Source organism: Fulvivirga imtechensis AK7 (assembly GCF_000331535.1).
Taxonomy (GTDB): domain Bacteria; phylum Bacteroidota; class Bacteroidia; order Cytophagales; family Cyclobacteriaceae; genus Fulvivirga; species Fulvivirga imtechensis.
Window position 1 is genome coordinate 1 of record NZ_AMZN01000070.1, and the last position, 24,647, is coordinate 24,647.

Here is a 24,647-nt window from a genome sequence, read left to right on the forward strand (position 1 = left end):
AGTTGATTGATTATCAATGTATTGCACAACTTGTCATTGGTAGGGCAACGAGGGATCTTGCTCAGTTTCAAAGGCAGAATTAAGAATCTCAGGAAAGTTCTTCCTTCGTCAGAATGACTATTAAATTAAATTTTTGACTTATAAAACACCTTCTAATTCTTTTTACCTACCAACCTATGTCAACTTTACATTTTTAAATATTATATTTAAAAATTTTAAAGTTAGTCTTTAAATTTACAAAAAAGTGAGACATTGAAGACACCATACCAAGAAAAATAACTCCTGCTCTTCTTAATGCACTAAAAGTAAATCCGGTTATCTTCCTTAATGGCGCCAGACAGGTTGGAAAAAGTACACTTGTTCAGAGTATACGAAACGATATAGGTATTAAAAATACTCCTGCAGATTATGTATCATTCGATCGCCTACTCTAATGGCGGCCGCTGCTACTTCACCTGAATCCTTTCTTACCGGTTATAACAATACTTTAATTATAGATGAGTGCAGATGGTACCTGAGCTATTCAGGGCGTTAAAAACAGTGGTGGACGATTTAAGACTGAATGATCGTTCTCAGGCAAACGGCAGATATTTACTTACCGGCTCGGCCAATATACTGGCCATTCCACAGCTTTCCAATGCCTTGGTTGGCCGCATGAGCGTCATGACGCTTTATCCTTTTTGTACAGCAGAGGCATCCAAAGGAAAGGGGGGCATCATCCATCGCATAATTAATATGGATTTTTCCGGCATGAATGATCGTGGAATAACCACGCTTGAAGCTATTAAACTCGGCACCTTCCCGGAAATATCAGGCAAGACCACAGATGATCAACGCATTTGGTTTGATGGCTATCTCACTACTATTTTACAGAGGGATGTTCGCATGTTAGCTGACTTAGAGAAAATTGCCCTACTTCCCTCCATTTTAAGAATATTGGCAACAAGAACGGGCAATCTAATTAACGACTCTGACATTTCAAGAGATGTAGGGCTCCATTCAGTCACCGGGAAATTTTACCGGAACATTTTGAAAATGATGTTCCTGAACTTTGATATCATTCCCTGGTACAGAAACATAGGAAAAAGGCTTGTTAAATCTCCAAAAGGGTATTTAACAGATACTCTCATGCTATGCCATCTATTGGGTTTGAACATCGACACCCTGATCATTAATAAACCTGACCTCTTTGGACATATTTTAGAAAATTATGTTGCCACAGAACTTGTGAAACAATTATCGTTCAGTAATATAAAAGCCCAACTTTTTCACTTTAGAACAAGTGATGGAAAAGAAGTTGATTTTATCCTGGAAAGACCTGACGGAGGAATATTTGCCATTGAAGTCAAAGCTAAAGAGTCTGTTAGCATACAAGACTTTAAAGGAATACAAGTACTGGCATCATTAATAAAAAATGATTTCAAAGGGGGTATTGTCCTTTATCCCGGCAGGGAATCTATTCCGTTTGTTCAAAATCTTTGGGCTGTACCGCTATATTCGCTATGGCAGTAACAACGAATTTTACATATCAAAATATAACCAAGCCCCCGGATTCATCTATAAACACCAGGCTTCCGGCTTGTATTTTTTTCTTATTTTAGTGATGCCATTGCTCAAGCGGTGGCATCACTTATTTTAAAACATATCAATATGCCAAAAATATTAATTATTGATGATGAGCAGAGCATCCGGGATACACTCAAAGAGATCCTGGAGTATGAAAAGTATGACGTAGCGGAAGCAAAAAATGGAGAAGAAGGATTGAAACTACTTACCAGGGAAAAATTTGATGCTGCACTTTGCGATATAAAGATGCCCAAGATGGATGGGCTTGAGGTACTTGAAAAAGCTGTAGAGCAAGGCGTGGATACCCAATTCATAATGATCAGCGCCCACGGCACCATCGAAACAGCCGTGGAAGCCACAAAAAAAGGAGCTTATGACTTCATACAAAAGCCCCCGGACCTCAACAGGCTGCTTGTAACACTGAGAAATGCACTCGACAAGTCTACCCTTGTCAATGAAACCCGCGTATTGAAAAAGAAAATCTCCGATAAATTTGATATCGTAGGTGAGTCTGGAGCTATCAGGCAGGTAAAAGAAGCCATCGAAAAAGTAGCTCCCACCGAAGCCAGAGTATTGATAACCGGGGAAAACGGAACCGGTAAGGAGCTTGTGGCTCGCTGGATACATGAAAAAAGTGGTCGTGCAAAAGGGCCTATGATAGAGGTAAACTGTGCAGCTATACCTTCCGAATTAATAGAAAGCGAATTGTTCGGCCATGAAAAAGGCTCGTTCACTTCAGCCATTAAGCAACGTATTGGCAAGTTCGAACAAGCACATGGCGGCACTCTTTTTCTGGACGAAATAGGAGATATGAGCTTATCTGCTCAGGCCAAAGTGTTACGAGCGCTACAGGAAAATAAAATTACCCGTGTAGGTGGAGATAAGGAGATAAAGGTAAACGTAAGAGTAGTGGCAGCTACAAACAAAGACCTTAAAGCAGCTATTGAAGAGAATAAATTCAGGGAAGACCTTTATCACCGGCTTAGCGTGATCTTGATCAAAGTACCTGCACTCAGAGATCGTAAAGATGATATACCTTTGCTGGTAGAACGGTTTTTATCCGATATTGCCGCTGAGTATGGTATAAAGCCAAAGAGCATCAGCGACAAGGCTGTCGAATTACTTCAGAAACATGAATGGACAGGAAATATCAGGGAGCTCCGAAATGTTGTTGAACGCTTAGTAATAATGTCCGGGCAGGAGATCACCACTGAAGATGTTACCAAAAACGTAGATATTAGGTAAAATAAAACAGAGACAGGAAAGAAAGGATATTACATTCTTTCTTTCTCACTGGTTACTTCCTTCTTCTTTACATCTTTCTTAGCGTACGTAGGGCAGGTATACTGGCTGCAAGCCGAAAGCCCAAAAACAACTAGAAGAACGACAGCTAATCTTAGTTTCATTGTTAAAGGTTAGGTTAAGTGATTTTTGACAAAATATAATCAAAAGTATTAAACTCAATTCAATTTTTCAAACTTTTTAATCAAATATAACACTTGTAACACTTATCAATTGATCAGAACACCATCAAATTACACCCTCTGATATCCGAGTTATCAAAGCGACCGACAACTTCAAAACCACCTCCTGGGCTCATTTTTCCGACATCTTGCGTCTCTATGAATGCACAGCTATCAATATTTGCCAGATCAATAATATTTATTCCCCCGGATGATTTTCTTACATCCAGGTCAAAAGGGTCATTCACATCCCGCAGAATGATTTTCATCCATTGTGGAGTGTGAAACACTCCCTGATCATGCGAATAGGCTTGAGACAACAGCTCCGTCATCCCATATTCCGAATGAACTTTCTCAACATTCAACCCCTCCTTCAGTTCATTATGCAACTCTTCCCGGATCATTTCCTTTCTTCTGCCTTTCATGCCTCCTGTTTCCATTACTATCACACCTGACAAGTTGGGGTTATATCTTTCCGCCAGGTCCAGCAAAGCAAAAGACACGCCTATCAAGAGTATTTTTCTATTGTCATTGATCCTTTCAATAGTTTCCAGCAACTGATCATGGTTATTGAGGTAAAAGCCACTATAAGATGATCCGGTTAATTCAATGAAATGTTCGGCCATCATCACGAGGGAGGAATTGACTCGCTCCAGATAAGACGGCAAAAGAGCTAATATATGAAATTGACTAAGGTCTCCATAATAGTATCTAAATATGTAATGTGCATTTTTAAGATAAAACTGCTTATCTTTAACAAAATGCTTACTCGTGACTTGTCCTGTTGTGCCGCTGCTTTCGAATACTGCTTCAGCAGCCCAGCTACCCGTGGTCACCTGCTGAGTTTTAAAAAAAGAAATGGGAAGGAATGGGATCTGTTTTACCTCCTTAACATGAGTTGGATTAATACCTAAATTTTCTATGTAGGATCTATATACAGGATTAGCAACAGCCTGATATTGAAAGATGTTTAATGCCAGTTCATCAAAATTTGATTTATTTACATTAAAGATATCCTGATAAAAACTTTTAAAAGAATTCAATCGTTTAATATTTTATGCGTTTCTCCTGTATCAAGTTTCAAACAATGAAGATAAACAGTTTAATACTCTTTATTGCGGGATTGAGCCTGACATCTTGTTTTGATGCTCCAGATTATCCTGATACTCCAAAAATAGAGTATAATGATGTTCTTTTTAAAGTGGTTGGCGACAATAGTGACCCGGATAGTCTGATCATTGTTATCAAATTTGAAGATGGTGATGGAGACCTCGGCCTTAGAGCAACAGAATCAACAGCTCCATACAACCTAAAAAACTATTATAGCAACAAAACCGGTAAACTCTTTGACTTCGCTAATGAAGGCGCTGAAGACCTCATGACTATTGATGACATTGGTGTGATCGATACCTTACCGCCCTTTGAGGGCTTTTATAAATGTATCAGTTGGGATACACAGCCGGAGATTTACTATCAGGATGGCACACAGCTTGAAGATACTGTATACTTTCAATTCAATAAAAGATACCACAACATATATATAGACTATCTGATACTGGAAGCCGGAGAATTCAAAAAATTTGACTGGAGAAGGGAAATTGATTGTAGCATAGACTATAACGGGCGATTCCCGCTATTAAACGATACACCCGACAAAGCACGGGTATTGGAAGGTTCATTACGCTATGGCATGGTATCAACAGGATTCAAACCGCTTTTTACCGGCAAAACCATGAAGTTAAGGATACAGATCATTGACCGTAAAGGCCATTTCAGCAACGTAGTAGAAACACCTGAATTCAGACTAAGCGAAATTCAGGTGAATTAGTATATATCCGGATACTTATCAGGGTTTGCTTCGGCCATCAGGGCATATACCTTATCGAACACCTCTTCTGTGTTTGGCTTAGAGAAATAGTCGCCATCTGAAGCATATGCTGGTCTGTGTTCCTTACCGGTTATGGTTATTGGTTTCGAATCCAGGCATTTGTAACCATTCTGTTCCTCAAGTACCTTCTGCATCATAAATGCACTGGCGCCACCCGGCACGTCCTCATCGGCAAAAACCACCCTGTTGGTTTTCTTCAATGACTCAACAATGGTGTGATCGATATCAAAGGGCAACAAAGTTTGTACATCTATCACTTCACACGAAATACCTTCCTCGTTTAGCTGTTCTGCTGCCTCCATTACTACACGGCACATAGAGCCATAAGTAACAATGGTCACGTCTGTACCGCTGCGTAGTATTTCCGGTTTCCCCAGAGGTACAGTAAACTCACCTATATTTTGAGGTATCCTTTCTTTGAGCCTGTAACCATTCAAACATTCTATGATCAGAGCCGCATCATCAGACTTAAGCATGGTATTATAGAAACCAGCAGCCTGAGTCATATTTCTGGGCACCAATACATAAATACCACGAATGCTATTTAATATCATACCCATAGGTGACCCGGAATGCCATACACCTTCCAGCCTGTGTCCCCTCGTTCTTATGATCAAAGGAGCTTTTTGTCCACCCCGCGTTCTATATTGTAAAGTCGCCAGATCATCCGATAATATCTGGATGGCATACAGCAGATAGTCCAGGTATTGGATTTCAGCAATAGGACGCAGACCTCTTAAAGCAGCGCCTATGCCCTGCCCTACGATAGTACACTCGCGAATACCCGTATCGGTAACTCTAAGCTCACCGTATTTTTCCTGCAGGCCGGCAAATGCCTGATTCACATCACCAATCTTCCCTACATCCTCGCCAAAGGCAAATACCCTTGGATCTCTTGCCAAAGCTGCATCAAAACAAGCCTGAAGCACTTCACGTCCATCCACTACCTTTGCTTCCTCGTCAAATCTGGCCTTAATTTCCTCTACTTTCAGAGCGCTCAGAGCAGATTCACTATACAAGTGAGAGCTAAATCTTTCTAAATTCTCGGCTTCAACACGTTTAACCCATTGCTGAAGTTGTTTCCTTACGGGTATATCCTCTGCCTTTATCAACCTCAAAGCTCTTTTAACAGCTTTAATGCTATCCAGCCTGATAGAATTCAAAGTACTTTCCAGGTTGGTTTTGACAGACCTCAAAGCAGCAGCGTTTTGGCTTTGCTCAATGGCCTGATCTAACAGATCAAGCGCCATTTTCTCATCATCTTTTATGGAAGCCATAAAAGCCTTCCAGGCAGCATTTTTTGCCTCTTTTGCCGATTGCTTTGCCTGCTCTTCGATATTATCCAGCTCCTCAGGCTCTACCCAGCCATTCTCTAATATCCACTCTCTGAACTTAACAATACAATCGTATTCCTTTTCCCACTCCAGTCGCTCCCTGCTCTTATATCGTTCGTGCGATCCACTGGTAGAGTGGCCCTGGGGCTGGGTCATTTCCAGCACATGCACTAGTGTAGGTACATGTTCTTCCCGTGACACACGAGCCGCTTTCTGATATGTTTTAAGCAGGTTTTCGTAATCCCACCCTTTAACAGTGAAAATTTCAAATCCGGCATTTTTCCCATTCCTCTGAAAACCGGCCAACACCTCTGAAATACTACCCTTCGTTGTGTGATATTCTTTAGGCACGGAAATACCATAATCATCGTCCCATACCGACATGAGCATAGGGATTTGCAAGACCCCCGCTGCATTGATAGCTTCATAGAACATTCCCTCAGAAGTGGAAGCATTACCTATGGTTCCGAAAGCCACTTCATTGCCATGTACAGAGAGATTTTTAAAATCTTTTAGCCCATTGTTTTGCCTAAACAATTTTGAAGCATAGGCCAGCCCGACCAGCCTGGGCATTTGTGCAGCAGTGGGAGAAATATCAGAGCTACTATTCCTTTCTTTGCATAGTTCTTTCAATTCACCGGACTCATCGAGCATACGGGTGGCGAAGTGCCCGTTCATAAGCCTACCCGCAGAGGCTGGATCCGCCTCTACATCCGTATGTGCGTACAACTGAGCAAAATACTCCTGCATATTAAGTTCGCCAATGGCGAACATAAATGTCTGATCTCTATAATATCCGGACCGGAAATCACCTGGCTTAAAAGCCTTTGCCATAGCAATCTGGGCCAATTCCTTTCCGTCACCAAATATGCCGAATTTGGCCTTGCCCATAAAAACTTCCTTCCTTCCCAACAAGCTGGCTTCGCGACTCTCACAGGCCAATTTATAGTCCTGAAGTATCTCACTCACGTTTTTAGAAGTTTTCCCGATGGTCTTAGTAGTACTCAAATTGTTTCGGTTTTAATGCATTTTACAATTGATCACTTCTTTGTGAAGGGTAACAAAATTAACGAAAAAGCCCAAGCTTTCAAATTTACTTCAAGTGGCAGAATATAGCGCATTAAACTACAAACGCAAGTTGCAACACTTAATTTTGATAAAATCATAAAGGTTTATGATAAATTCTGCATACCACAAAAACCTAAGAATTTTATTTTTAGCAAAAAAATCATCCATCTAAAACCCGCTTTAAAATTCATTGCAAACGTCTGCATAATGTGTTGTGACTTACTATATTTGTAGCCCTTAATAAAATAACAAGTCATGATAATAGGTGTACCTAAAGAAATTAAAAATAATGAAAACCGGGTGGCACTAACTCCTGCCGGAGCAAAGGAGTTGATCAAAAGAGGCCATACTGTGTATGTACAATCCTCTGCAGGCGAAGGAAGTGGTTTTCCCGATAGTGAATATCAATCGGCTGGCGCTCAAATGTTACCTACCATTGAAAAGACCTATGAGATCGCTGAGATGATCATGAAGGTAAAGGAGCCGATAGAGCCTGAGTACAAGCTCATAAAAAAGGATCAACTGGTATTTACCTATTTCCATTTTGCCTCTTATGAGCCATTAACGAAGGCCATGATGGAGAGCAAAGCGGTATGTCTTGCATACGAAACCGTTGAGAAAGAAGACAGAAGTTTACCGCTGCTTGTACCTATGTCAGAAGTTGCAGGGCGTATGTCTGTTCAGGAAGGTGCGAAATACCTCGAAAAACCGCTTAAAGGCCGTGGAATCCTACTTGGCGGAGTACCTGGTGTAAGGCCGGCAAAAGTACTCATACTGGGTGGTGGTGTAGTAGGTACCAACGCTGCAAAAATGGCCGCAGGGATGGGTGCTGACGTAACTATCATGGATGTTAGCCTGCCTCGTCTGAGATATCTGGATGATGTAATGCCTGCTAATGTGAATACATTTATGTCAAACGAATATAACATAAGAGAGCTTATCGGCAGTCACGACCTGATCATTGGAGCAGTGCTTATACCCGGAGCAAAAGCGCCAAATCTAATCACCAGAGATATGCTAAAAGACATGAGGCCTGGCACTGTATTGGTAGATGTAGCGGTGGATCAAGGTGGTTGTATAGAGACATGTAAGCCGACAACCCATGAAGACCCTACTTATATCATCGATGATGTAGTTCACTACTGTGTGGCCAACATGCCAGGAGCGGTTCCTTATACTTCGACTTTGGCTTTAACAAATGCTACCCTCCCTTACGCTATTCAGTTGGCCAATAAAGGCTGGAAACAAGCCTGTAAGGATAATAATGAACTAAAATCAGGTTTGAACATTATCAATGGAGAGATAGTCTACAAAGCTGTTGGTGAGGCATTTAACCTGCCTTCAACAGGGGTAGAAAAATTCTTATAAGATCAGTTTAACTGTTAAAGCTGTGGTCGGTACAGGTTACCATCCACAGCTTTTTTATTTAAAGGCCGGAAAACTATCAATGAATTTCATTTTACCGGCACCATGATCAAACTCACAGCAATAATGGATTAACCCGTTGGAGACCATGGCGAATTGAGCTCCCAACTGTTTATTATATATCGACACCTGATTAAGCGTAGCCTGACTTATACTAACATCATAGGATTTGCATTCAACAACGAGAAATGGCCGTGCCATTCTGTTATAAACTAAAATATCCGAGCGTTTTTTTAACTGGTTGTACTTCAGCCCTGATTCCACTCTAATCAGCGATCTGGGGTAGTCCCGTTGAAAGATCAGAAAATGAACAATGTGCTGCCTCACCCACTCCTCAGGCGTCAGTGCAACAAATTTCTTTCTGATCACATCAAAAATCTCAATTTTCCCCTCTTTTTTTCTAATATTGCAGTCGATCTCCGGGAGATTCAATTCAATCATTTTCAAATGTACTGAATTAGTGTTTGTAAGAAAACTCTATGTGGCTTTAAGAAAACGGCAAGGTCAAGGCTTGCGAAGTGCAAAAAAGTGGAGCGTACTGGGGTACGTGAGCATTTTTGGAGCGAGCGTAACGCAGACATTGGCGTTTTCTTAGAGACACGAATTAGCCAAAACAGATGAACGAATGAGGCTCAAGATTTTTAATCGCACCTTTCACCAACAACAAAAAAGAATTGATTTTCAATAATATCCTTTCATTGAAAGGTGATAATAATTTAATATTTAATAAATGAAGACAAAAAAAGAAATAGTCGATAACTGGCTCCCTCGTTATACCGGTACCCCCTTGGAAGAGTTTGGCAAGTATATTCTACTGACCAACTTCATCAATTACGTTCATATGTTTTCTGAAAAATTTGGTGTGCCGGTGTATGGTTTGGATAAACCGATGCAAACAGCCACGGCAAATAACATTACGATCATCAATTTTGGTATGGGCAGCGCTATGGCAGCCACCGTTATGGACCTGATATCAGCAATAGAGCCCAAGGCAGCCCTTTTTCTTGGTAAATGTGGAGGATTAAAGAAAAAAACCAAGCTGGGAGATCTTATTCTCCCCATAGCAGCTATAAGAGGGGAAGGCACAAGCAATGAGTACCTGCCGCAGGAAATACCTGCCCTCCCATCGTTTAGCCTTCAGCGAGCCGTGTCTTCAATGATAAAGAAACATGAACTGGACTACTGGACAGGCACGATCTATACCACCAACAGAAGAGTATGGGAACATGATAAGGCATTTAAAAAATATCTGCAGGAAATTAGGGTAATGGGTATAGACATGGAGACGGCCACTTTATTTACAGTAGGGTTTAAAAATGAAATACCACGAGGCGCTCTTCTGCTTGTTTCCGATAACCCAATGATACCCGAAGGTGTTAAAACCTCTGAAAGTGACAAAAAGGTAACAAATCACTTTGTTAATAGTCACTTACAAATTGGTATTGATGCACTGATGGAGCTTATCAACTCCGGTGATTCGGTAAAACACCTTAGATACTGAACTGTATGAATTTTATACCTTCGGATGTCCAGCCTTATCTAGTACTCGGCATTATTCTGTTATTATTTATCTCCATCTATAAAGAGTGGTTTAAGCCAGCAGTAAGCTTTTTATTTGCTGCCCTGCTTCTGGCTCTTTTTGGCGTAATAACTCCTCACGAAGTACTGGAAGGTTTTTCAAACCAATCCATTGCCAGTGTGATATTGCTCATACTGATTACGGCTGGTATCAGAAGTAACTTTAATGTGGAGGTGTTCCTTGACAAGGTATTCGGAAGAACCAAAACTTATCGCGGTTTCCTCATTTCAATGATGAGCAAGGTCGCTGTTATGTCATCATTTGTCAACAACACCCCGGTAGTAGTATTGATGACACCCTATGTATTTAGCTGGGGAAAGAAGAACAACATTTCGCCTTCCAAACTATTGATACCGTTATCGTATGCCACCATTCTTGGCGGGATGATCACGCTTATTGGTACCTCCACCACACTGGTACTAAATGGATTTATGCATGAGCAGGATTTGGGAGGTATCAAACCTATTGACTTGCTTATTACCGGATCGATCGTAGCAGTGGCATGCCTGATATTCTTAATGTTATTCAGCAACAAATTACTCCCTAACAGAACTGATATCATTGATAAATTCGAAGCCAATAAACGAGAGTATCTTATAGAAAAACGACTGAGTGAAAATAGCCGCCTGATCGGAAAATCTGTTGCCCAAGGGGGGCTTAGAAACCTCAATGGAGTGTATTTGGTAGAGATAGTCCGGGATGATATGCTCATTTCACCGGTTGGTCCCAAAGAAATTATTCAGGCCAATGATATCCTGATCTTTGCGGGCAACACAGATAATATTGTAGACCTTACACTTACTGATATCGGGGTGGAGTTGCCAGGACAAGTTAACCCCGTCTACCAACGGCAAGCTACGGGTTGTTGAAAGTGTGGTTAGCGCTAATAGCAGCCTGATTGGTAAGACAATAAAAAAATCTAACTTCAGGGAAAGATATGATGCAGCCGTCATTGCCGTTCACCGTAATGGAGAAAAATTAAGCGGTAAGATCGGCCGCATTACTATTAAAGCAGGGGACGTGCTGTTACTTTATGTCGGAGACGAGTTCAAAGACCGCGTTGACCTTTATAAGGATCTCTACATTATTACAGGTGCCAACAAGGAGATAGAAAGGGGAAAGAATAGCATATACAAGCTCTATATTGTACTGGTCCTGGCAGCAGGTCTTGTAGCCAGTCAGACCTTCAGCTTATTTGTTGCATTGTTGATCATATTTACCGCCATGGTAGGGATGAAGCTTATTACTATCAAGAATATGAAACGCGATCTGGACGTCAATCTGGTCGCTATTCTGGTACTATCTCTTTCTGTTGGCGAGGCAATGATCAATACAGGTGCAGGACAGTTGGTGGCAAAACACGCTTTAAGCCTTCTGCAACCTTATGGCCCGATTGCTATTTTAGGTGGGCTAATGCTGATTACCACATTACTCACATCATTCATTACCAATGTAGGAGCAGTAGCTATTGCCTTCCCTTTGGCGCTTGCAGTTACTGCAGGGCTGGGCATTGATGGCTCACCCTTCTATCTAGGTATCGCTTTCTCTGCTTCTGCCGCCTTTTTGACCCCTATAGGTTATCAGACTAACCTTATAATATACGGCCCGGGCGGGTATACGTTTAAAGATTTTGTAAAAATAGGCCTCCCGGTAACACTGATCTATCTGACGTTAACACTGCTCACTATTATTTTTCTATATAGAGAGGTATTTATTTGATCTGGCAGGATCTACCATCTTAATTTTTACTTCTGAGATATGGCATAGTTTTCATGTACATCATGCCCAGTGTGTACTTTAATCACCCTATGCAGAGGCACTCTGATCAACAGCAAAAAGCCTAACCCTACCATGAAAAAGAGCATAAGGGCAAGGGTACTATTACGCATGTCGCCGGTAAGCTGTTCTATAAACCCATAAGCGAAAGTACCTAAAACGATGGATATATTGTAAGTGACGTCATAGAAGCTGAAGTAGGAGGCATGGTCAATACTTCCCGCAGGTATTAGCTTTGCATAGGTAGCACGTGAAAGTGACTGAATACCTCCCATCACAAGCCCCACCACAAAGGCCAACACATAAAACTCATATTCATTATACACGAAGTAGGCTCCCAGACATATTAGTATCCATATAAATACCATTATCAGTAAAGAAGTCTTATTTCCTCTCAACTTGCTGACATACGCGAAGAAATAGGCTCCTGCTACCGCTACCAGTTGTATTATAAGAACAGTCAGAATAAGCTTATCATCAGCCAACTGCAACTCTTTAGAGCCAAAAGTGGCCGCCATGTACATAACAGTCTGTACACCCATATTGTAGAAGAAGAAGGCCACTAAAAATAATTTCATCACCTTTAGTTTGCCTAAACTTGACCAGACCTTTTGCAATTCGTTGTAGCCTTCGGTAAATATATTCCCTTTTGGTTGTTGGTTATATACATTATCCGGTACCACAGCAAACGTGATCTGAGAAAAACCTATCCACCACAAACCTACAAGTAGGAAAGAAAATCGTGTGGCTACAGCTTTATCTTCAAAGCCGAACCATTCAAATTTTTGTATCATCACAAGATTGACAACTAGAAGAATGACGCTGCCTATATACCCCAGGGCATACCCCTTGGCACTGGTCTTGTCGAACCTGTCTTCTGTAGTAATTTCTGGTAAAAATGCATCGTAAAAAACAAGACTACCGGAATAGCCTACACTTGCCAGCACTGAACAGATTATGGCCCACTCCACATCTTCAGGGCCTGTAAAAAAGTACAGGCCAATGCAGGACAGCGCCCCCGTATACATGAAGCACTTCATAAAGAACTTCTTACGCCCGCTGTAGTCAGCTATTCCTGATAGTAAAGGCAAAATAGCAGCAACGAACAAAAACGAAAACGACAATGAATAAGAGTATAGTACAGAGTTAATAACCTCTATACCAAAAAAATCAACCATGTCTGACCCGGAGGCACTCGTTGTTATACTATTATAGTAAACAGGAAAAATCGCTGATGTAATTACCAGAGAGTAAACAGAATTGGCCCAATCATACATGCACCATCCGTTAATAATCTTACTACTGTTGATCTGCATTTAGGAACTATTAAATAAAAAAGGGCTTGCTGCCGTAACAGAAAGCCCTTTTATCTATTAATTTACATTATGCGCAAGTTATTCTTCCATTTCCTGAAGAGTGGTGTAGAGCAGTTTTCTGGCATTGGCCTTTCTTAATTGCAACTCTACATCTGAAACCAGTCCTCTTTTTGCTTCTTTATCCACTTTCATGGCAACAGTAAGCTGGTCTCTTTCTACTTCATTCAGTTTGTCTTTCTCCTGATTTACCCAAAGTATCACATCTTTAGGCTCAATGAATACATCATTTGCCTGAATTCTCGGCTCTGTACCCCATTGAGCTGTTTTCTTCGGCTCACCAATATACAGGTAGCTCACCAAAGATTTTCTCTGCAGCTTTCTAAGCTGTGTCGCATCAGGAATCCTCTGCTTAACATTAATAGTCACCTCTCTCAATACCGTAGTCACCATAAAGAAGAATAACAGCATGAAGATGATATCAGGTAAAGCAGATGTAGGGATATCCTGCTTGGTATTTGCTTTTTTCTTAAACTTTGACATCGTTAACCTCCAATTTTAGATGGTTCTGCGATAGAAATGTTCATTGGAAATTCCAATTGACCATTTTTCAACCCTCTACCCAAATCATACAGTCGCCTATTCTCAGGGTCGGAAAGATCGTTTGCTATCTCTCTCCATCGCTTATTTGTAACTCCGACTCTTTCGGCATACATATCATAGTATGCGCCTTGAATCTGATCCAGTACCTCGATAAATCTATCCTGGCTGGTTCCTCTGTCAGTCTTAAATGATACAATAGCATCTTTAGGACTGTCAGAACTCTCAGGGTCACGACCGTTGTTCAACACGAACTCTTTGATCATAGATTTAATTTTACTTACATCCTCCAACGGCTCCCCCTCTACGAGCAACTTATCAGCGGAGTTTACCTGGATCTTAAAGAGGTTCCTTTCAGGGATCTTTATATCCAACTGCTCCATTTGATCGGGGTCAGGTGGCAGCAAAAGGCTTAGACCACGGTCGTTGGCAATTGTAGTCGTTACCAGAAAGAAGATCAACAGCAGAAAGGCTATATCCGCCATCGAGCTGGAGTTAATTTCCGGTGTATCTCTTTGTTTGTTTCGAGCCATTACCTAATAGCTTTATTGATCTCAGAAAATACTATACCTACGATAGCAAGTACAAATAAAACATACATTGTTCGCAGACATGCACCTACCACTTTAATGGTACCTGGAGTTAGGCCTGCCTCTACCAGCCCACGAGATGTATCGGAGTCGGCAGTAGCATATGTTATCAGGAACAAAACTCCCAAAACAGCTACCCCTATACCTGCTTTTATAAGGCTTTTAGGGTGACTGAGCGAGTTGATCAGCGGCATAATGATTGCGGCTAAGCCGGCAACTACTACCATGCCCATCGCAACCCATAATGCTATATTTATAAAACTTTCCATATCGTTAATTTATATGATCTAAAAAATTGATTAAGCTTTGCCAGTTAATTTGTGCTTAACAAGCAGGTCCACCAAAGTGATGGAAGCATCTTCCATTTGGTTAACCAATGAATCAATTTTAGATACAAGGTAGTTGTAGAATACCTGAAGGATGATACCTACTATAAGACCGGCAACAGTTGTTAACAAGGCCACTTTAATACCGTTGGCAACAATCTGAGGAGAAATATCACCCGCTGCCTCGATAGCATCGAAGGCGTTGATCATACCAATTACTGTACCCATGAAACCAAGCATTGGAGCAAGAGCGATAAACAATGATACCCATACCAATCCTTTTTCCAATCTACCCATTTCTACAGATCCGTAAGCTATGATAGATTTTTCTACCATTTCTATACCCTCTGACATTCTCATAAGACCTTGAGTAAATATGGAGGCAACAGGACCTCTTGTATTTCTTGTAACTTCTTTCGCAGCTTCCACACCACCTGTTGCAAGCGCATCCTCTACGTTAGCTAAAAGCTTATCAGTATTGGTGGTAGCAAGATTTAAAGTAATAATTCTTTCGATCGCAATAGCCAAGCCTAAAATAAGACAAATAAGTACTGGCGTCATAAACGTTACATCACCTTCGATGAACTTGTCTTTTACCACCTGGTGAAAAGATCTATCCCCTTCCATATCTTCAACAACCGGCTCCTCTTCCGCTACCGGAGTCTCTTCGATTGCAGGCTCCTCAGTGGTTGCAGCAGCAGTATCACTCTCTGTAGTTGTAGTATCAACAGACTCATCCTGAGCCACAGACTGATATCCAAGGGAAAGAACCCCTACAAGCGCCAATAATGTAAATAGTTTTTTCATAATTCAAGTTTTAAGTATTTCTCAGTTAGTTGTGTTTGAGATTATTAAACGATTAAAATTTATAGTTAAAATTAATTTAAAAGTTTCTAATTCAGTGGTTCAGGTGTTTCCGTAATCGTTTTCATGGCCATCACTCCCTCTCTGCCAAGCAACAACCTTGTCTGCTTATATACGTATTAATCTATATAAAACGGAGAGAAAGGATTACTCATACGTACCGTCATACCGCACTGCCCATAAGTCCCGATGGCTATCGGGATCGAGCCCCGGCCTGCCCTTTGTTCTCATCCCTTCAAGTGGTTTTGCCAACTCAAAGAGATCTTCCTCTCTTCTTTCTCCTCTTTACCATGTCAAGCGGAGAGGAAGGGATTACTCGTACGCGCCTTCATGCCGCACTGCCCCTCGTGAATTCACAATGTTCATTTCGAACCCCGGCCTGCCCTTTGTTCTCATCCCTTCAACCGGTTTTGCCAACTCAAAGAGATCTTCCTCTCTTCTTTCTCCTCTTTACCATGTCAAGCGGAGAGGAAGGGATTCGAACCCCCGGTACCCTTTTGGGGCACACTCACTTTCCAGGCGAGCACCTTCGACCACTCGGTCACCTCTCCGAATTTGAAGCCTTCGCTTCACAGCAAGCACAAATAAATCAATAAAAAACACTTTATGCAAGCATAAAATAAATTTAATAGACATTAATTCAGCGTCAATTCCCCACATATGGGCTGTATAAGCCTTTTTTTAATTGCCCCTACGTGTTGTTCCTCTCCTAGTATTAGCATCAGCTTCGTAATAGCAGCCTCCAATGTCAAATCAGCACCCTCTATAACACCTAAGTCGTTTAATTGTTGACTTGTATCATACCGGCCTTGTATAACCCGGCCTCCCGGACACTGTGATACATTCAAAATGATGATCCCCCGCTCTATTGCTTTTTTAATTAGATCAATAAACCAATCGGAGGTTGGTGCATTGCCAGAACCAAAGGTTTCCAGCACCACCCCCCTGAGATCCGGTATTTCCAGTATTGCCCTCACCGCCTTTTCAGTAATGCCCGGATATAGCTTGAGGATAACGACATTCGTATCAAAATTACTATGCAACAGGAGGGGTTTTGCATCTTCTATTTTACGAATGGCATCAATATTATAGTTAATGATCACCCCAGACTCTGCCAACAAAGGATAGTTTTCTGACTGAAAGGCATCAAAATGCAGGCTCTCGACCTTTTTTGACCTGTTTCCCCTGAGCAACACGTAGTCAAAATAAATGCATACTTCTGGTACAACCGGTCTTTCCGTGCTATTCCCTGATGCTATTTCAAGAGCTGTGATAAGATTTTCCCTTGCATCTGAGCGCAACGATGATATTGGAAGTTGAGCCCCGGTGAAGATCACGGGCTTAGATAAATTTTCTAACATAAAACTCAATGCCGAAGCTGTAAAAGCCATCGTATCCGTACCATGTAATACTACAAAACCATCGTAATCATTATAGTGATCACGAATAATTGCCCCTATCTTCACCCAGTCTTCAGGGTTGATATTGGATGAATCTACAGGGTTATCAAATGCTATAACGGTGAGATTTAGTTCTAATTGCCTTAATGAAGGCACATGATTCAAAATAGATGCAAAATCAAACGGGATAAGCGCTCCCTTTTCATCGTGAACCATGCCTAGCGTACCTCCTGTATATACTATTAATATGGACGATTCGGGTGTCTTTGGAGAGGAGGTGATAATGTTTATCTGGGAGTAATTGCTCATTTATGAAATAGGATTTGTGCATTGTCAGTTGTCAGCCTGGCCACTTCTTCTATCTCTATCTTTTTCAGATCAGCTATTCGCTCGGCAACAATAGAAATATATGATGGTTTGTTTCTTTTACCACGATACGGCACGGGGGCAAGATAAGGACTATCAGTTTCCAATAAGATATGCTCCATAGCAATCTCGGGTATCACTGTATCCAAACCTCCATTTTTAAATGTAGCCACCCCTCCTATTCCCAAATAAAATCCCAGGGAGATGATTTTCTCGGCTTGTTTTATATTCCCTGAGAAACAATGAAATACACCCGTCAACCTATCGTCCTTCAGTTTTTCGACCAGTTCGATAGTTTCATCGATTGACTCTCTGCAATGTATCACCACCGGCTTTTTATACTTCTTAGCCCACTCCACCTGTATCTTAAATGCTTCCTGCTGCTGAGGCCAAAATGTTTTATCCCAATATAGATCGGTGCCGATTTCCCCAACTGCCACGAAGTCTTTTTTTTCTAACCACTCTTCAACCAAATATAGCTCCTTCTCAAACCCCTTTTTCACCGAACACGGGTGCAGCCCCATCATTGATATACACTGTTGCGGCCACCTGCTCTCCAACTCAAGCATAGCATCAATGGATGTATGGTCAATATTTGGCATGTAGATCTTTTTTACACCTGACTCCTGCGCTTCTTCCAGCACATCACTTATATCATCTTTAAACTCCTTTAAATATATATGAGCGTGGCTGTCAACTAAATTCATCATCTACCTGAATAATTCCTGTTAGGTCAAAAAGTCACAAAACGTTCAAAGTTAATATTTCCTTCCTTTCCACATAATTTTCACTGGAATTAAAAAGAAGATCGAGCTGAGAAGGGATAATATCAAGGAGTAAAATTCATAGAGCAACAGTGCCCCGTAAGCAATTCTTATTTTTAGTCTTCGGTGTAGCAATACTATGAAACAATCCTGTACCAGCACCTTTACCACGAAAATTGCTGTAGCCAGGTAAGGATCTAAAAAAAGCAGGGACAGTACGGCAGGAAAGTAGAAAGCCTGAAATGTAAGAAGGCTAACAATTGGCCAGGGTAGTTGCACAGCTCCATGCATCCACCTCTTCCTCTGGTTGAGAAGATTAAAAAAACCCTTTACACCTTTTGACCAGGCAAGCACATTATTATTATATAGTTGCACCACATCATAGCCCTCTTTTCTCACTTGTTTAAAAAGTTCAAAATCCTCGGTAATGGAGAACGGAATAGTCTCGTACCCACCTACTGACTGATAAGCTTCTTTTGTCACATACATGTTGTTACCCATGGTGGTAACGGGATATTTCAAATCAGTAATAACCTTTACCATTCCAAGAGCAAATAACCAATCGATGTGCTGCATTTTATTGTCTGCTACTCCCGTTAGCCCTGTCACAATGCCAACCCCTGGTCTGGCTCCCCGGAGCATTCCTTTAATCCAGCCGGGAGGCACTGACACATCTGCATCTGTAATAAAGTAGAGATCACCGGTAGCCTCTTTCGCCAACCGGGCAAGTACATTTGCCTTCCCCCTCGCATTTCCCAGTTTTTCTTTAATGGGAAGCACTTTGATGCGGGTATTATTTCTTGCAAAATCAACGGCTATTTGACAGGTATCATCCTCAGAAGCATCGTCACCAATTAAGATCTCCAGCTTATCGGCAGGGTACTCCAATCTCGTAAGGCTATCCAGGCAACGTATAATATTAGGCGCTTCATTACGTGCAGCGACTAATATCGAAACCGTGGGCCAAACACCAGGCCCTGTACTTTCCACCTCCTGTTGGCCAAATAACCAGGATATTAGTAAAAGCACATCTATAACTAATGTGGTCATGCAAACAAAAATCAAAGCAGTGGCCACCGACATCATAATGTCTTAAATTGGTATCCGGCGCGCTTAAAGTGCTGCAGGTAGCGCGGTAATGTATATTTCAGGTTCTTTTCGGCCTTTATATTATCGTGAAACAAGACAATGGAACCTGGCCTGGTAGCTTTAATAGAATTTTGTAGACAGCTTTGGGGATCGATCTTTCGGCTATAGTCGCCTGAGAGAACATCCCACATAATAATATCATACTCCATTTTTAAGCGGGAAATTTGCTCACGCCTTATTTTCCCGTAAGGGGGCCTTAATAACTTCTTCTTTTGCCCAAGCTGGAGCAACTGTTCGGTGCATTTTTCTATATTTTGTAGGTATTCACAGGTATTTGTGTCCCATCCATTGAGGTGATTATAGGTGTGATTGGCTAGTAGGTGTCCCTCATTTATGGCTCTTTTAGCTATCTGTGGGTGTTTTTGCAGGTTATCACCTACACAAAAAAAAGTAGCGTTGGCTTGATGCTCCCACAGACTATCTAGTATAAAATCGGTTATCCCGGGTATCGGGCCATCATCAAAGGTTAGATGGATGATCTTTTCATCGGTCGGCACCGTCCATTTAAGCTGAGGGTAGAGCCATCTGATAACAGTGGGCGTTTTATGAAGAAACATATTATGGCTCTATTTTGCATGACAATATAGTAATGTCATCCTTATATCCATTTCTTCCCTTAAACCCGTCCAGTTCGATAATGATGTCCTGATGAATGCGCCTCAGGTCTTTATCGCTGTTTTTTTCAAAATATTGCATCAGTCTGTCCAGTCCATATTCTTCTCCGCTTTCACTTTCGGTTTCTGTGAGACCGTCGGTATAGCAGAACAAAAGAAAGTCGTCCAGGTCGGTAATAAATCCTTCGTTGATGAATGGCAGCGGGTGTATCGCACCCAACACCGTTGACCCCTCCTCCAAAAGTTCAATGTGCCCATTCCTTTTAATCAGCAAAGGGGGATTATGCCCGGAATTCACATACACCAGTGTTTTCAACTGATGGTCATAAATGGCTGCAAAGCTGGTAATGAATTTCTCACCCTTGGCATTTTCAAGCACATGATAGTTCAACTCTTCCACTATCTCCTTTAAATTTGGCGTTTGCCTTACCAGTGTGCGTAGTGAAGCCTGAAAATTAGACATCATTAGCGCAGCCGGAATTCCCTTTCCGGAGACATCAGCTATACATATAAGAAACTGGTTCTTATTAATTGGAATATAGTCATAGTAGTCTCCCCCTACCCGATCATGAGGCAAATAGCTTGCTTCTATCTTCAAGCGCATGCCATACGGCAAGTTTTCGGGAAAAAGGAACTGTTGTACATCGCTGGCAATTTCAAGCTCTTTCCTTAAAGCTTCCTGTTCCAATTGCTTACGCGCCAACTTCTTATTTTCTATCGCAACAATAATAATATTGCTAAGGGCCTGGATAAATCGCATGCTGCTTTTCCGCATCTCATCATCCTCTTCCTCTACATCCCCTACAAAGACCATGGCCAATACTGAGGATTTATGAGAAATAGGTACTACACAATCAAACTCGCCAAAAACGTCAGTACGACCATTATTAATAGTAGAAATAGATGAGCTTTCAAAAAAACTGGGGTCTATCGGTGTCTCAAAACAGTTCATATGGGTACCGTAGCTCACCTTACACTCCCAATACTCATCAAGCACATATAAGGCCAGCCTCTTGATATTGAGATTGGCTCTAAGCGTAAACTCATATATTTTATACAATGAAACTTCAGGCAAATTATTATTTATCGCCTGGGTAATCTCCAGGAGCGCATTCAGCTCGAGTTCCTTTAATTTATACTTATTTTGTAACGATAATGTCTCCATAAATAAACCTCCACACCTTTTACAATATAATAAATATTTGTGTAAGAAAGTAGCATCAGTTTTTGCGTCCTTTCCAGGTGTACTTCCCAAAGTTAGCTGCTATCCCGCATATAATCACATAAAAAGGATAGGTAAATTGAAGGAAAATAAAAAGGGAGACAGATAGCCTTTTTTTAAGAAATTTTAAAATCAGACTCAAAAATATGCCCTCAACAATACATTTGAACATAATGCTGATCAACAGCGGAAGATAAAACCCGGCATCAAAAATGACTAACCCAACTGCCATAATGAAAGCCAAATTGAACATCAAGATAAATACGGCCAGAAAACTTGCTTTTAGATTTGAATAATGACGCCATTTGCTAGCCCATCTCTTGCGCTGTTGGAAAAAATCTTTCCAGGTGGTTTGTGGCTTTGTCGCTACTGTTCCATCCTTTGATGTATTGAAAAATACTTGCCCCGGGAATTGTCGACTGAATTTATGCATTAAAAACTCATCATCACCACTAGCTAAATGCTCGTTATCAGAATACCCTCCTACAGTAAAGAAAGCCCTCTTTCTAAAGGAAAAATTAGCCCCATTGCACATATTCGGTATACCCAGCGCCAATGATGCTGCACCTGTACCTATCAGGCTGGCAAACTCAATGGTCTGCAATTTTTTAAAGAAAGTATTTTCTCCATGAAATGTGACCCCTCCAAAAACCATTTCCGCTTCTTGCTGCTCATAATACCCGCTAATACTTCTAAGCCATTGCGGAGAAAAAATACAATCAGCATCAGTGGTAATAATAACATCACCTTTCGATGCGTTTATACCCTGGAGTATGGCAGATTTTTTCCCCACTCCGTCCCTCAGGCTTAATAAGTCAATATTTATCCCAAAACCATGCTGCTCAATAAAGTCTTTAACCCGCCCACCTGTAGCATCTTCCGAGTGATCATCTATCAAAATAATTTCATAGCGGTGTTTCGGAAAATCAAGCTGAAGCAGGCTTTGGCACAATACAAAAACATTTTCAGCCTCATTCCTTAAAGGTATGACCACTGAGTAAAATAGCTTTATTTCTGATCCTTTCTGAGGTATTGAAGGCAATGACAACCAACCGCAGATCAATGCAAGCACAAAAGCACAGTAAATTGTGAGAATGATGGTGAGTATGGCCGTCATTTGGTCTGTAGTTTCATTTTTAATGAAAATGGAGCTCCTACAATGGATGGAATCAATATATTAATAATCCAAATAACAAGGCTGGCGCTTATCACCGATATTAAATCGACCTGGTAGATATCAAAAAAGTAAACCGCAGAAAACTCCCGCACCCCCAAATCGCTTAAAAAATTAAATGTTGGAAGCACCGATTTCATAAAGAGGATCCAGGTAACACCGGCAAAGCCTACCCAGATATTAAGGTCTGGCAAAAAAAGCTTGAGTATAATCAGAAACTGAAATGCAAATACCACGTATCGCGCCATTGACAGGCCAATTACCTGAATAATAATACGTGTTCTGTATTCAGTAATCATACCTGTGTAGAAGCGTAACTTTCTGAAGAAACCCAGGGAGTTATTCTTTTTTGACAGACTTTTAGCGATCATGTATAAAATTATGGATATGAATAATGTAGCAAGTGTAATGTAAAAAACTAACTTGAGATCCTTAAAAAAATAGTAAATACCAATCAATCCGAACAACGCTGTCGGTATCATTTGGCAAATTCTCCCGAGCATGACTGCACCTATGAGCCTAAATCTTCCTTTCGCATCGTTTTGCATGATGCGGCCCAAATAGTCTCCAATACCGTGTGGTGTAATGAATCCCAAACTCAGGCCTGTTAATACTGCTTCAAGGGCTTTTAAGAACTTCATTTTTATGAGTGGACTGGTCAGTGCTTTCCATTTTACAGCTTCCAGTCCCCAGTTAAAAGGCATGAGCAGTATAACGAAGAGCAACGTTTTATGTTCTTCCCGGAAGACGCCCCAGATCCCCTGCCACATCTCCTCATGAACATTTCGGCTTTTATTTAACTTCAGGCAGATAAAACCCACCAGCAATACCAGTACTACCAGTTTGATGGTTATCCAAAGCGGTTTATTGAGAGAAGCTTTTTTTAGACTCGGCATATTTCTAAATTGCACGGGTGGGCAAAATAGATAAAAAACCTCAAACGGAAAGGATTATTTTAGGGCTGGATCCTGGAACTAGTGTAATGGGTTATGGGTTGATTTCCGTGCAGGGCCAGAAGCTGAATTTAATCCAGTTTGGTGTGATCCACCTCAGTAAGTACTCAGGACATGAGTTGAAGCTAAAAAAGATATTCGAACGCGTTCTTAGCCTGATTGATGACTATCATCCTGATGAAGTAGCATTGGAAGCTCCTTTTTACGGGAAGAACGTACAGTCTATGCTTAAGCTGGGTCGTGCGCAGGGTGTAGCCATGGCTGCCGCATTGTCCAGGGAGATACCCATCACTGAATATGCACCTAAAAAGGTAAAGCAATCGGTGACCAGTAATGGAAATGCCTCCAAAGAGCAGGTGTCGCAGATGCTGATGACACTTCTGAGCTTCAAAGAGGCCCCCAAACTACTGGATGCTACGGATGCTCTTGCAGTGGCGGTATGTCACCACTTTCAGAATGGAACAAAACAATTGAAAGGGGCTAAAAGCTGGAATGCTTTTGTGAGTGAGAATCCGGGGAGGGTGAAGTAGGAAATCATTGTATCCTAAATAAAAAAGATACTTTAGCTGATGTTGTTGATAAAAATACATGCTTATGATAAAGTGTTCATTACACTTCTGCCCCATGCTTTAGCAATAACTTGCGATTTATAAAATAGAAATGAGGAAAAATAAATTATTACACAAACGATACGAAAAAACGTTGGCTTTTTTAAAACAACATTTAGATAAAGGCGACAAAATTTTAGACCTTGGAACAAAGAACCCCTTTTCAGGTATAATGAAGGCAAATGGGTTTGAGGTTTCGAACACACAGGGAGAAAATCTCGATATCGATTATCAAAAATATATTGACTATGAAGTTGATGCAGTTACCGCATTTGAAATATTTGAGCACATGCTTGCTCCATCAAATATACTACGAGCGTTAAAGGCTAAGAAATTAATTGCATCAGTCCCCTTAAAATTATGGTTTGCCAATGCGTATTGGAATGAAAAAGACGATTGGGATAAACATTACCATGAATTTGAGAAAAAGCAGTTTGATTTCCTTCTGGACCAAACTGGCTGGAAAATTAAGGACAGCCAAACATGGATGTCCTCTGATTGGAAAAAAATTGGGATCAGGCCTATTCTAAGACACTTTACGCCAAGGTATTATATAGTTTATTGTGAACGAAGAGTCTCTTAAACTGATTCACTTAATTAACCAA

General features: G+C 41.1%; 26 protein-coding genes and 1 tRNA gene. 10 read left to right on the forward strand and 17 right to left on the reverse strand.

Annotated elements, in window-relative coordinates; all coding sequences use genetic code 11:
• Positions 1 to 317 precede the first annotated feature (317 nt).
• The 3 genes from C900_RS31060 to C900_RS19665 all read left to right on the forward strand — a co-directional run bounded on the left by C900_RS31060 (position 318) and on the right by C900_RS19665 (position 2,811).
• The gene (locus tag C900_RS31060; RefSeq protein ID WP_425401999.1) at positions 318 to 434 is read left to right on the forward strand and encodes a hypothetical protein; all 117 of its coding nucleotides are present in this window, start codon (positions 318 to 320) and stop codon (positions 432 to 434) included.
• Positions 435 to 507: 73 nt separating this feature from the next.
• Positions 508 to 1,512, forward strand: coding sequence for an ATP-binding protein (locus tag C900_RS19660; protein WP_051052921.1), 1,005 nt, complete (start codon positions 508 to 510; stop codon positions 1,510 to 1,512).
• A gap of 138 nt (positions 1,513 to 1,650) precedes the next feature.
• Positions 1,651 to 2,811: a sigma-54-dependent transcriptional regulator gene (locus C900_RS19665; RefSeq protein ID WP_009581935.1), complete on the forward strand. Its 1,161-nt coding sequence runs from the start codon at positions 1,651 to 1,653 to the stop codon at positions 2,809 to 2,811.
• A 29-nt stretch (positions 2,812 to 2,840) separates the two neighbouring features.
• Here the strand turns inward: C900_RS19665 and C900_RS30880 are convergent, their stop codons facing one another.
• Complete coding sequence (locus C900_RS30880; RefSeq protein WP_009581936.1) at positions 2,841 to 2,972, reverse strand: hypothetical protein; 132 nt, start codon at positions 2,970 to 2,972, stop codon at positions 2,841 to 2,843.
• 113 nt (positions 2,973 to 3,085) lie between these two features.
• Positions 3,086 to 4,072 (reverse strand): LuxE/PaaK family acyltransferase, encoded by a 987-nt coding sequence (locus C900_RS19670; RefSeq protein WP_009581937.1) that lies wholly within the window; start codon positions 4,070 to 4,072, stop codon positions 3,086 to 3,088.
• Positions 4,073 to 4,116: 44 nt separating this feature from the next.
• On the opposite strand from C900_RS19670, the gene C900_RS19675 reads away from it, so the two are divergent.
• Positions 4,117 to 4,857 carry a hypothetical protein gene (locus tag C900_RS19675; protein WP_009581938.1) on the forward strand — a complete coding sequence of 247 codons (741 nt, stop codon included), beginning with the start codon at positions 4,117 to 4,119 and terminating at the stop codon, positions 4,855 to 4,857.
• Here C900_RS19675 and C900_RS19680 read toward each other — a convergent pair.
• A complete protein-coding gene (locus C900_RS19680; protein WP_009581939.1) occupies positions 4,854 to 7,259 on the reverse strand; it encodes an alpha-ketoacid dehydrogenase subunit alpha/beta in 2,406 nt (801 codons plus the stop codon). The genes C900_RS19675 and C900_RS19680 overlap by 4 nt on opposite strands.
• A 315-nt stretch (positions 7,260 to 7,574) precedes the next feature.
• Here C900_RS19680 and ald point away from each other — a divergent pair, with 315 nt between their 5' ends.
• The gene (gene ald / locus C900_RS19685) at positions 7,575 to 8,687 is read left to right on the forward strand and encodes an alanine dehydrogenase (protein ID WP_009581940.1); all 1,113 of its coding nucleotides are present in this window, start codon (positions 7,575 to 7,577) and stop codon (positions 8,685 to 8,687) included.
• Between the two features lie 54 nt (positions 8,688 to 8,741).
• Here ald and C900_RS19690 read toward each other — a convergent pair whose 3' ends face one another.
• The gene (locus C900_RS19690) at positions 8,742 to 9,185 is read right to left on the reverse strand and encodes a type I restriction enzyme HsdR N-terminal domain-containing protein (RefSeq protein WP_040497152.1); all 444 of its coding nucleotides are present in this window, start codon (positions 9,183 to 9,185) and stop codon (positions 8,742 to 8,744) included.
• Positions 9,186 to 9,474: 289 nt separating this feature from the next.
• On the opposite strand from C900_RS19690, the gene C900_RS19695 reads away from it, so the two are divergent.
• Genes C900_RS19695 through C900_RS28705 form a run of 3 tightly spaced genes read left to right on the forward strand, consistent with a single transcriptional unit; the run spans position 9,475 to position 12,042 of the window.
• Positions 9,475 to 10,245, forward strand: coding sequence for an AMP nucleosidase (locus tag C900_RS19695; protein ID WP_009581942.1), 771 nt, complete (start codon positions 9,475 to 9,477; stop codon positions 10,243 to 10,245).
• A 5-nt stretch (positions 10,246 to 10,250) separates the two neighbouring features.
• On the forward strand, positions 10,251 to 11,192 hold the full coding sequence (locus tag C900_RS28700; protein ID WP_009581943.1) for an SLC13 family permease: 942 nt from the start codon (positions 10,251 to 10,253) through the stop codon (positions 11,190 to 11,192).
• Between the two features lie 4 nt (positions 11,193 to 11,196).
• On the forward strand, positions 11,197 to 12,042 hold the full coding sequence (locus tag C900_RS28705) for an SLC13 family permease (RefSeq protein WP_009581944.1): 846 nt from the start codon (positions 11,197 to 11,199) through the stop codon (positions 12,040 to 12,042).
• A 26-nt stretch (positions 12,043 to 12,068) separates the two neighbouring features.
• On the opposite strand, the gene C900_RS19705 is transcribed toward C900_RS28705, so the two are convergent.
• The 13 genes from C900_RS19705 to C900_RS19765 form a co-directional block, all read right to left on the reverse strand.
• A complete protein-coding gene (locus tag C900_RS19705; RefSeq protein ID WP_009581945.1) occupies positions 12,069 to 13,415 on the reverse strand; it encodes an MFS transporter in 1,347 nt (448 codons plus the stop codon).
• 78 nt (positions 13,416 to 13,493) lie between these two features.
• Entirely contained in the window at positions 13,494 to 13,955 is a 462-nt protein-coding gene (locus tag C900_RS19710; RefSeq protein WP_009581946.1) for an ExbD/TolR family protein, read from the reverse strand.
• Between the two features lie 2 nt (positions 13,956 to 13,957).
• Positions 13,958 to 14,545 carry an ExbD/TolR family protein gene (locus C900_RS19715; RefSeq protein WP_040497153.1) on the reverse strand — a complete coding sequence of 196 codons (588 nt, stop codon included), beginning with the start codon at positions 14,543 to 14,545 and terminating at the stop codon, positions 13,958 to 13,960.
• Positions 14,545 to 14,871 carry a hypothetical protein gene (locus tag C900_RS19720; RefSeq protein WP_040497154.1) on the reverse strand — a complete coding sequence of 109 codons (327 nt, stop codon included), beginning with the start codon at positions 14,869 to 14,871 and terminating at the stop codon, positions 14,545 to 14,547. The genes C900_RS19715 and C900_RS19720 overlap by 1 nt, the downstream gene beginning before the upstream one ends.
• A gap of 30 nt (positions 14,872 to 14,901) precedes the next feature.
• Complete coding sequence (locus C900_RS19725; RefSeq protein ID WP_009581950.1) at positions 14,902 to 15,735, reverse strand: MotA/TolQ/ExbB proton channel family protein; 834 nt, start codon at positions 15,733 to 15,735, stop codon at positions 14,902 to 14,904.
• A gap of 520 nt (positions 15,736 to 16,255) precedes the next feature.
• Positions 16,256 to 16,343, reverse strand: a tRNA-Ser gene (locus C900_RS19730).
• A gap of 84 nt (positions 16,344 to 16,427) precedes the next feature.
• Positions 16,428 to 17,501: an asparaginase gene (locus C900_RS19735; RefSeq protein ID WP_009581951.1), complete on the reverse strand. Its 1,074-nt coding sequence runs from the start codon at positions 17,499 to 17,501 to the stop codon at positions 16,428 to 16,430.
• Positions 17,498 to 18,268, reverse strand: a complete 771-nt coding sequence (locus C900_RS19740) for a TatD family hydrolase (protein WP_009581952.1) — start codon at positions 18,266 to 18,268, stop codon at positions 17,498 to 17,500. Before C900_RS19740 ends, C900_RS19735 begins: the two co-directional genes overlap by 4 nt.
• Before the next feature lie 48 nt (positions 18,269 to 18,316).
• On the reverse strand, positions 18,317 to 19,372 hold the full coding sequence (locus C900_RS19745) for a glycosyltransferase (RefSeq protein ID WP_157494090.1): 1,056 nt from the start codon (positions 19,370 to 19,372) through the stop codon (positions 18,317 to 18,319).
• Between the two features lie 32 nt (positions 19,373 to 19,404).
• Positions 19,405 to 20,028 carry a polysaccharide deacetylase family protein gene (locus C900_RS19750; protein ID WP_009581954.1) on the reverse strand — a complete coding sequence of 208 codons (624 nt, stop codon included), beginning with the start codon at positions 20,026 to 20,028 and terminating at the stop codon, positions 19,405 to 19,407.
• Between the two features lies 1 nt (position 20,029).
• On the reverse strand, positions 20,030 to 21,250 hold the full coding sequence (locus C900_RS19755) for a GAF domain-containing SpoIIE family protein phosphatase (RefSeq protein ID WP_009581955.1): 1,221 nt from the start codon (positions 21,248 to 21,250) through the stop codon (positions 20,030 to 20,032).
• Positions 21,251 to 21,305: 55 nt separating this feature from the next.
• Complete coding sequence (locus tag C900_RS19760) at positions 21,306 to 22,424, reverse strand: glycosyltransferase (protein ID WP_009581956.1); 1,119 nt, start codon at positions 22,422 to 22,424, stop codon at positions 21,306 to 21,308.
• Positions 22,421 to 23,377, reverse strand: a complete 957-nt coding sequence (locus tag C900_RS19765; RefSeq protein ID WP_009581957.1) for a lysylphosphatidylglycerol synthase transmembrane domain-containing protein — start codon at positions 23,375 to 23,377, stop codon at positions 22,421 to 22,423. Before C900_RS19765 ends, C900_RS19760 begins: the two co-directional genes overlap by 4 nt.
• A 17-nt stretch (positions 23,378 to 23,394) precedes the next feature.
• Here C900_RS19765 and ruvC point away from each other — a divergent pair, with 17 nt between their 5' ends.
• Together ruvC and C900_RS19775 are read left to right on the forward strand one after the other, a co-directional pair.
• The gene (gene ruvC, locus C900_RS19770; RefSeq protein ID WP_009581958.1) at positions 23,395 to 23,964 is read left to right on the forward strand and encodes a crossover junction endodeoxyribonuclease RuvC; all 570 of its coding nucleotides are present in this window, start codon (positions 23,395 to 23,397) and stop codon (positions 23,962 to 23,964) included.
• Positions 23,965 to 24,094: 130 nt separating this feature from the next.
• Entirely contained in the window at positions 24,095 to 24,625 is a 531-nt protein-coding gene (locus C900_RS19775) for a class I SAM-dependent methyltransferase (RefSeq protein ID WP_009581959.1), read from the forward strand.
• Positions 24,626 to 24,647 lie beyond the last annotated feature (22 nt).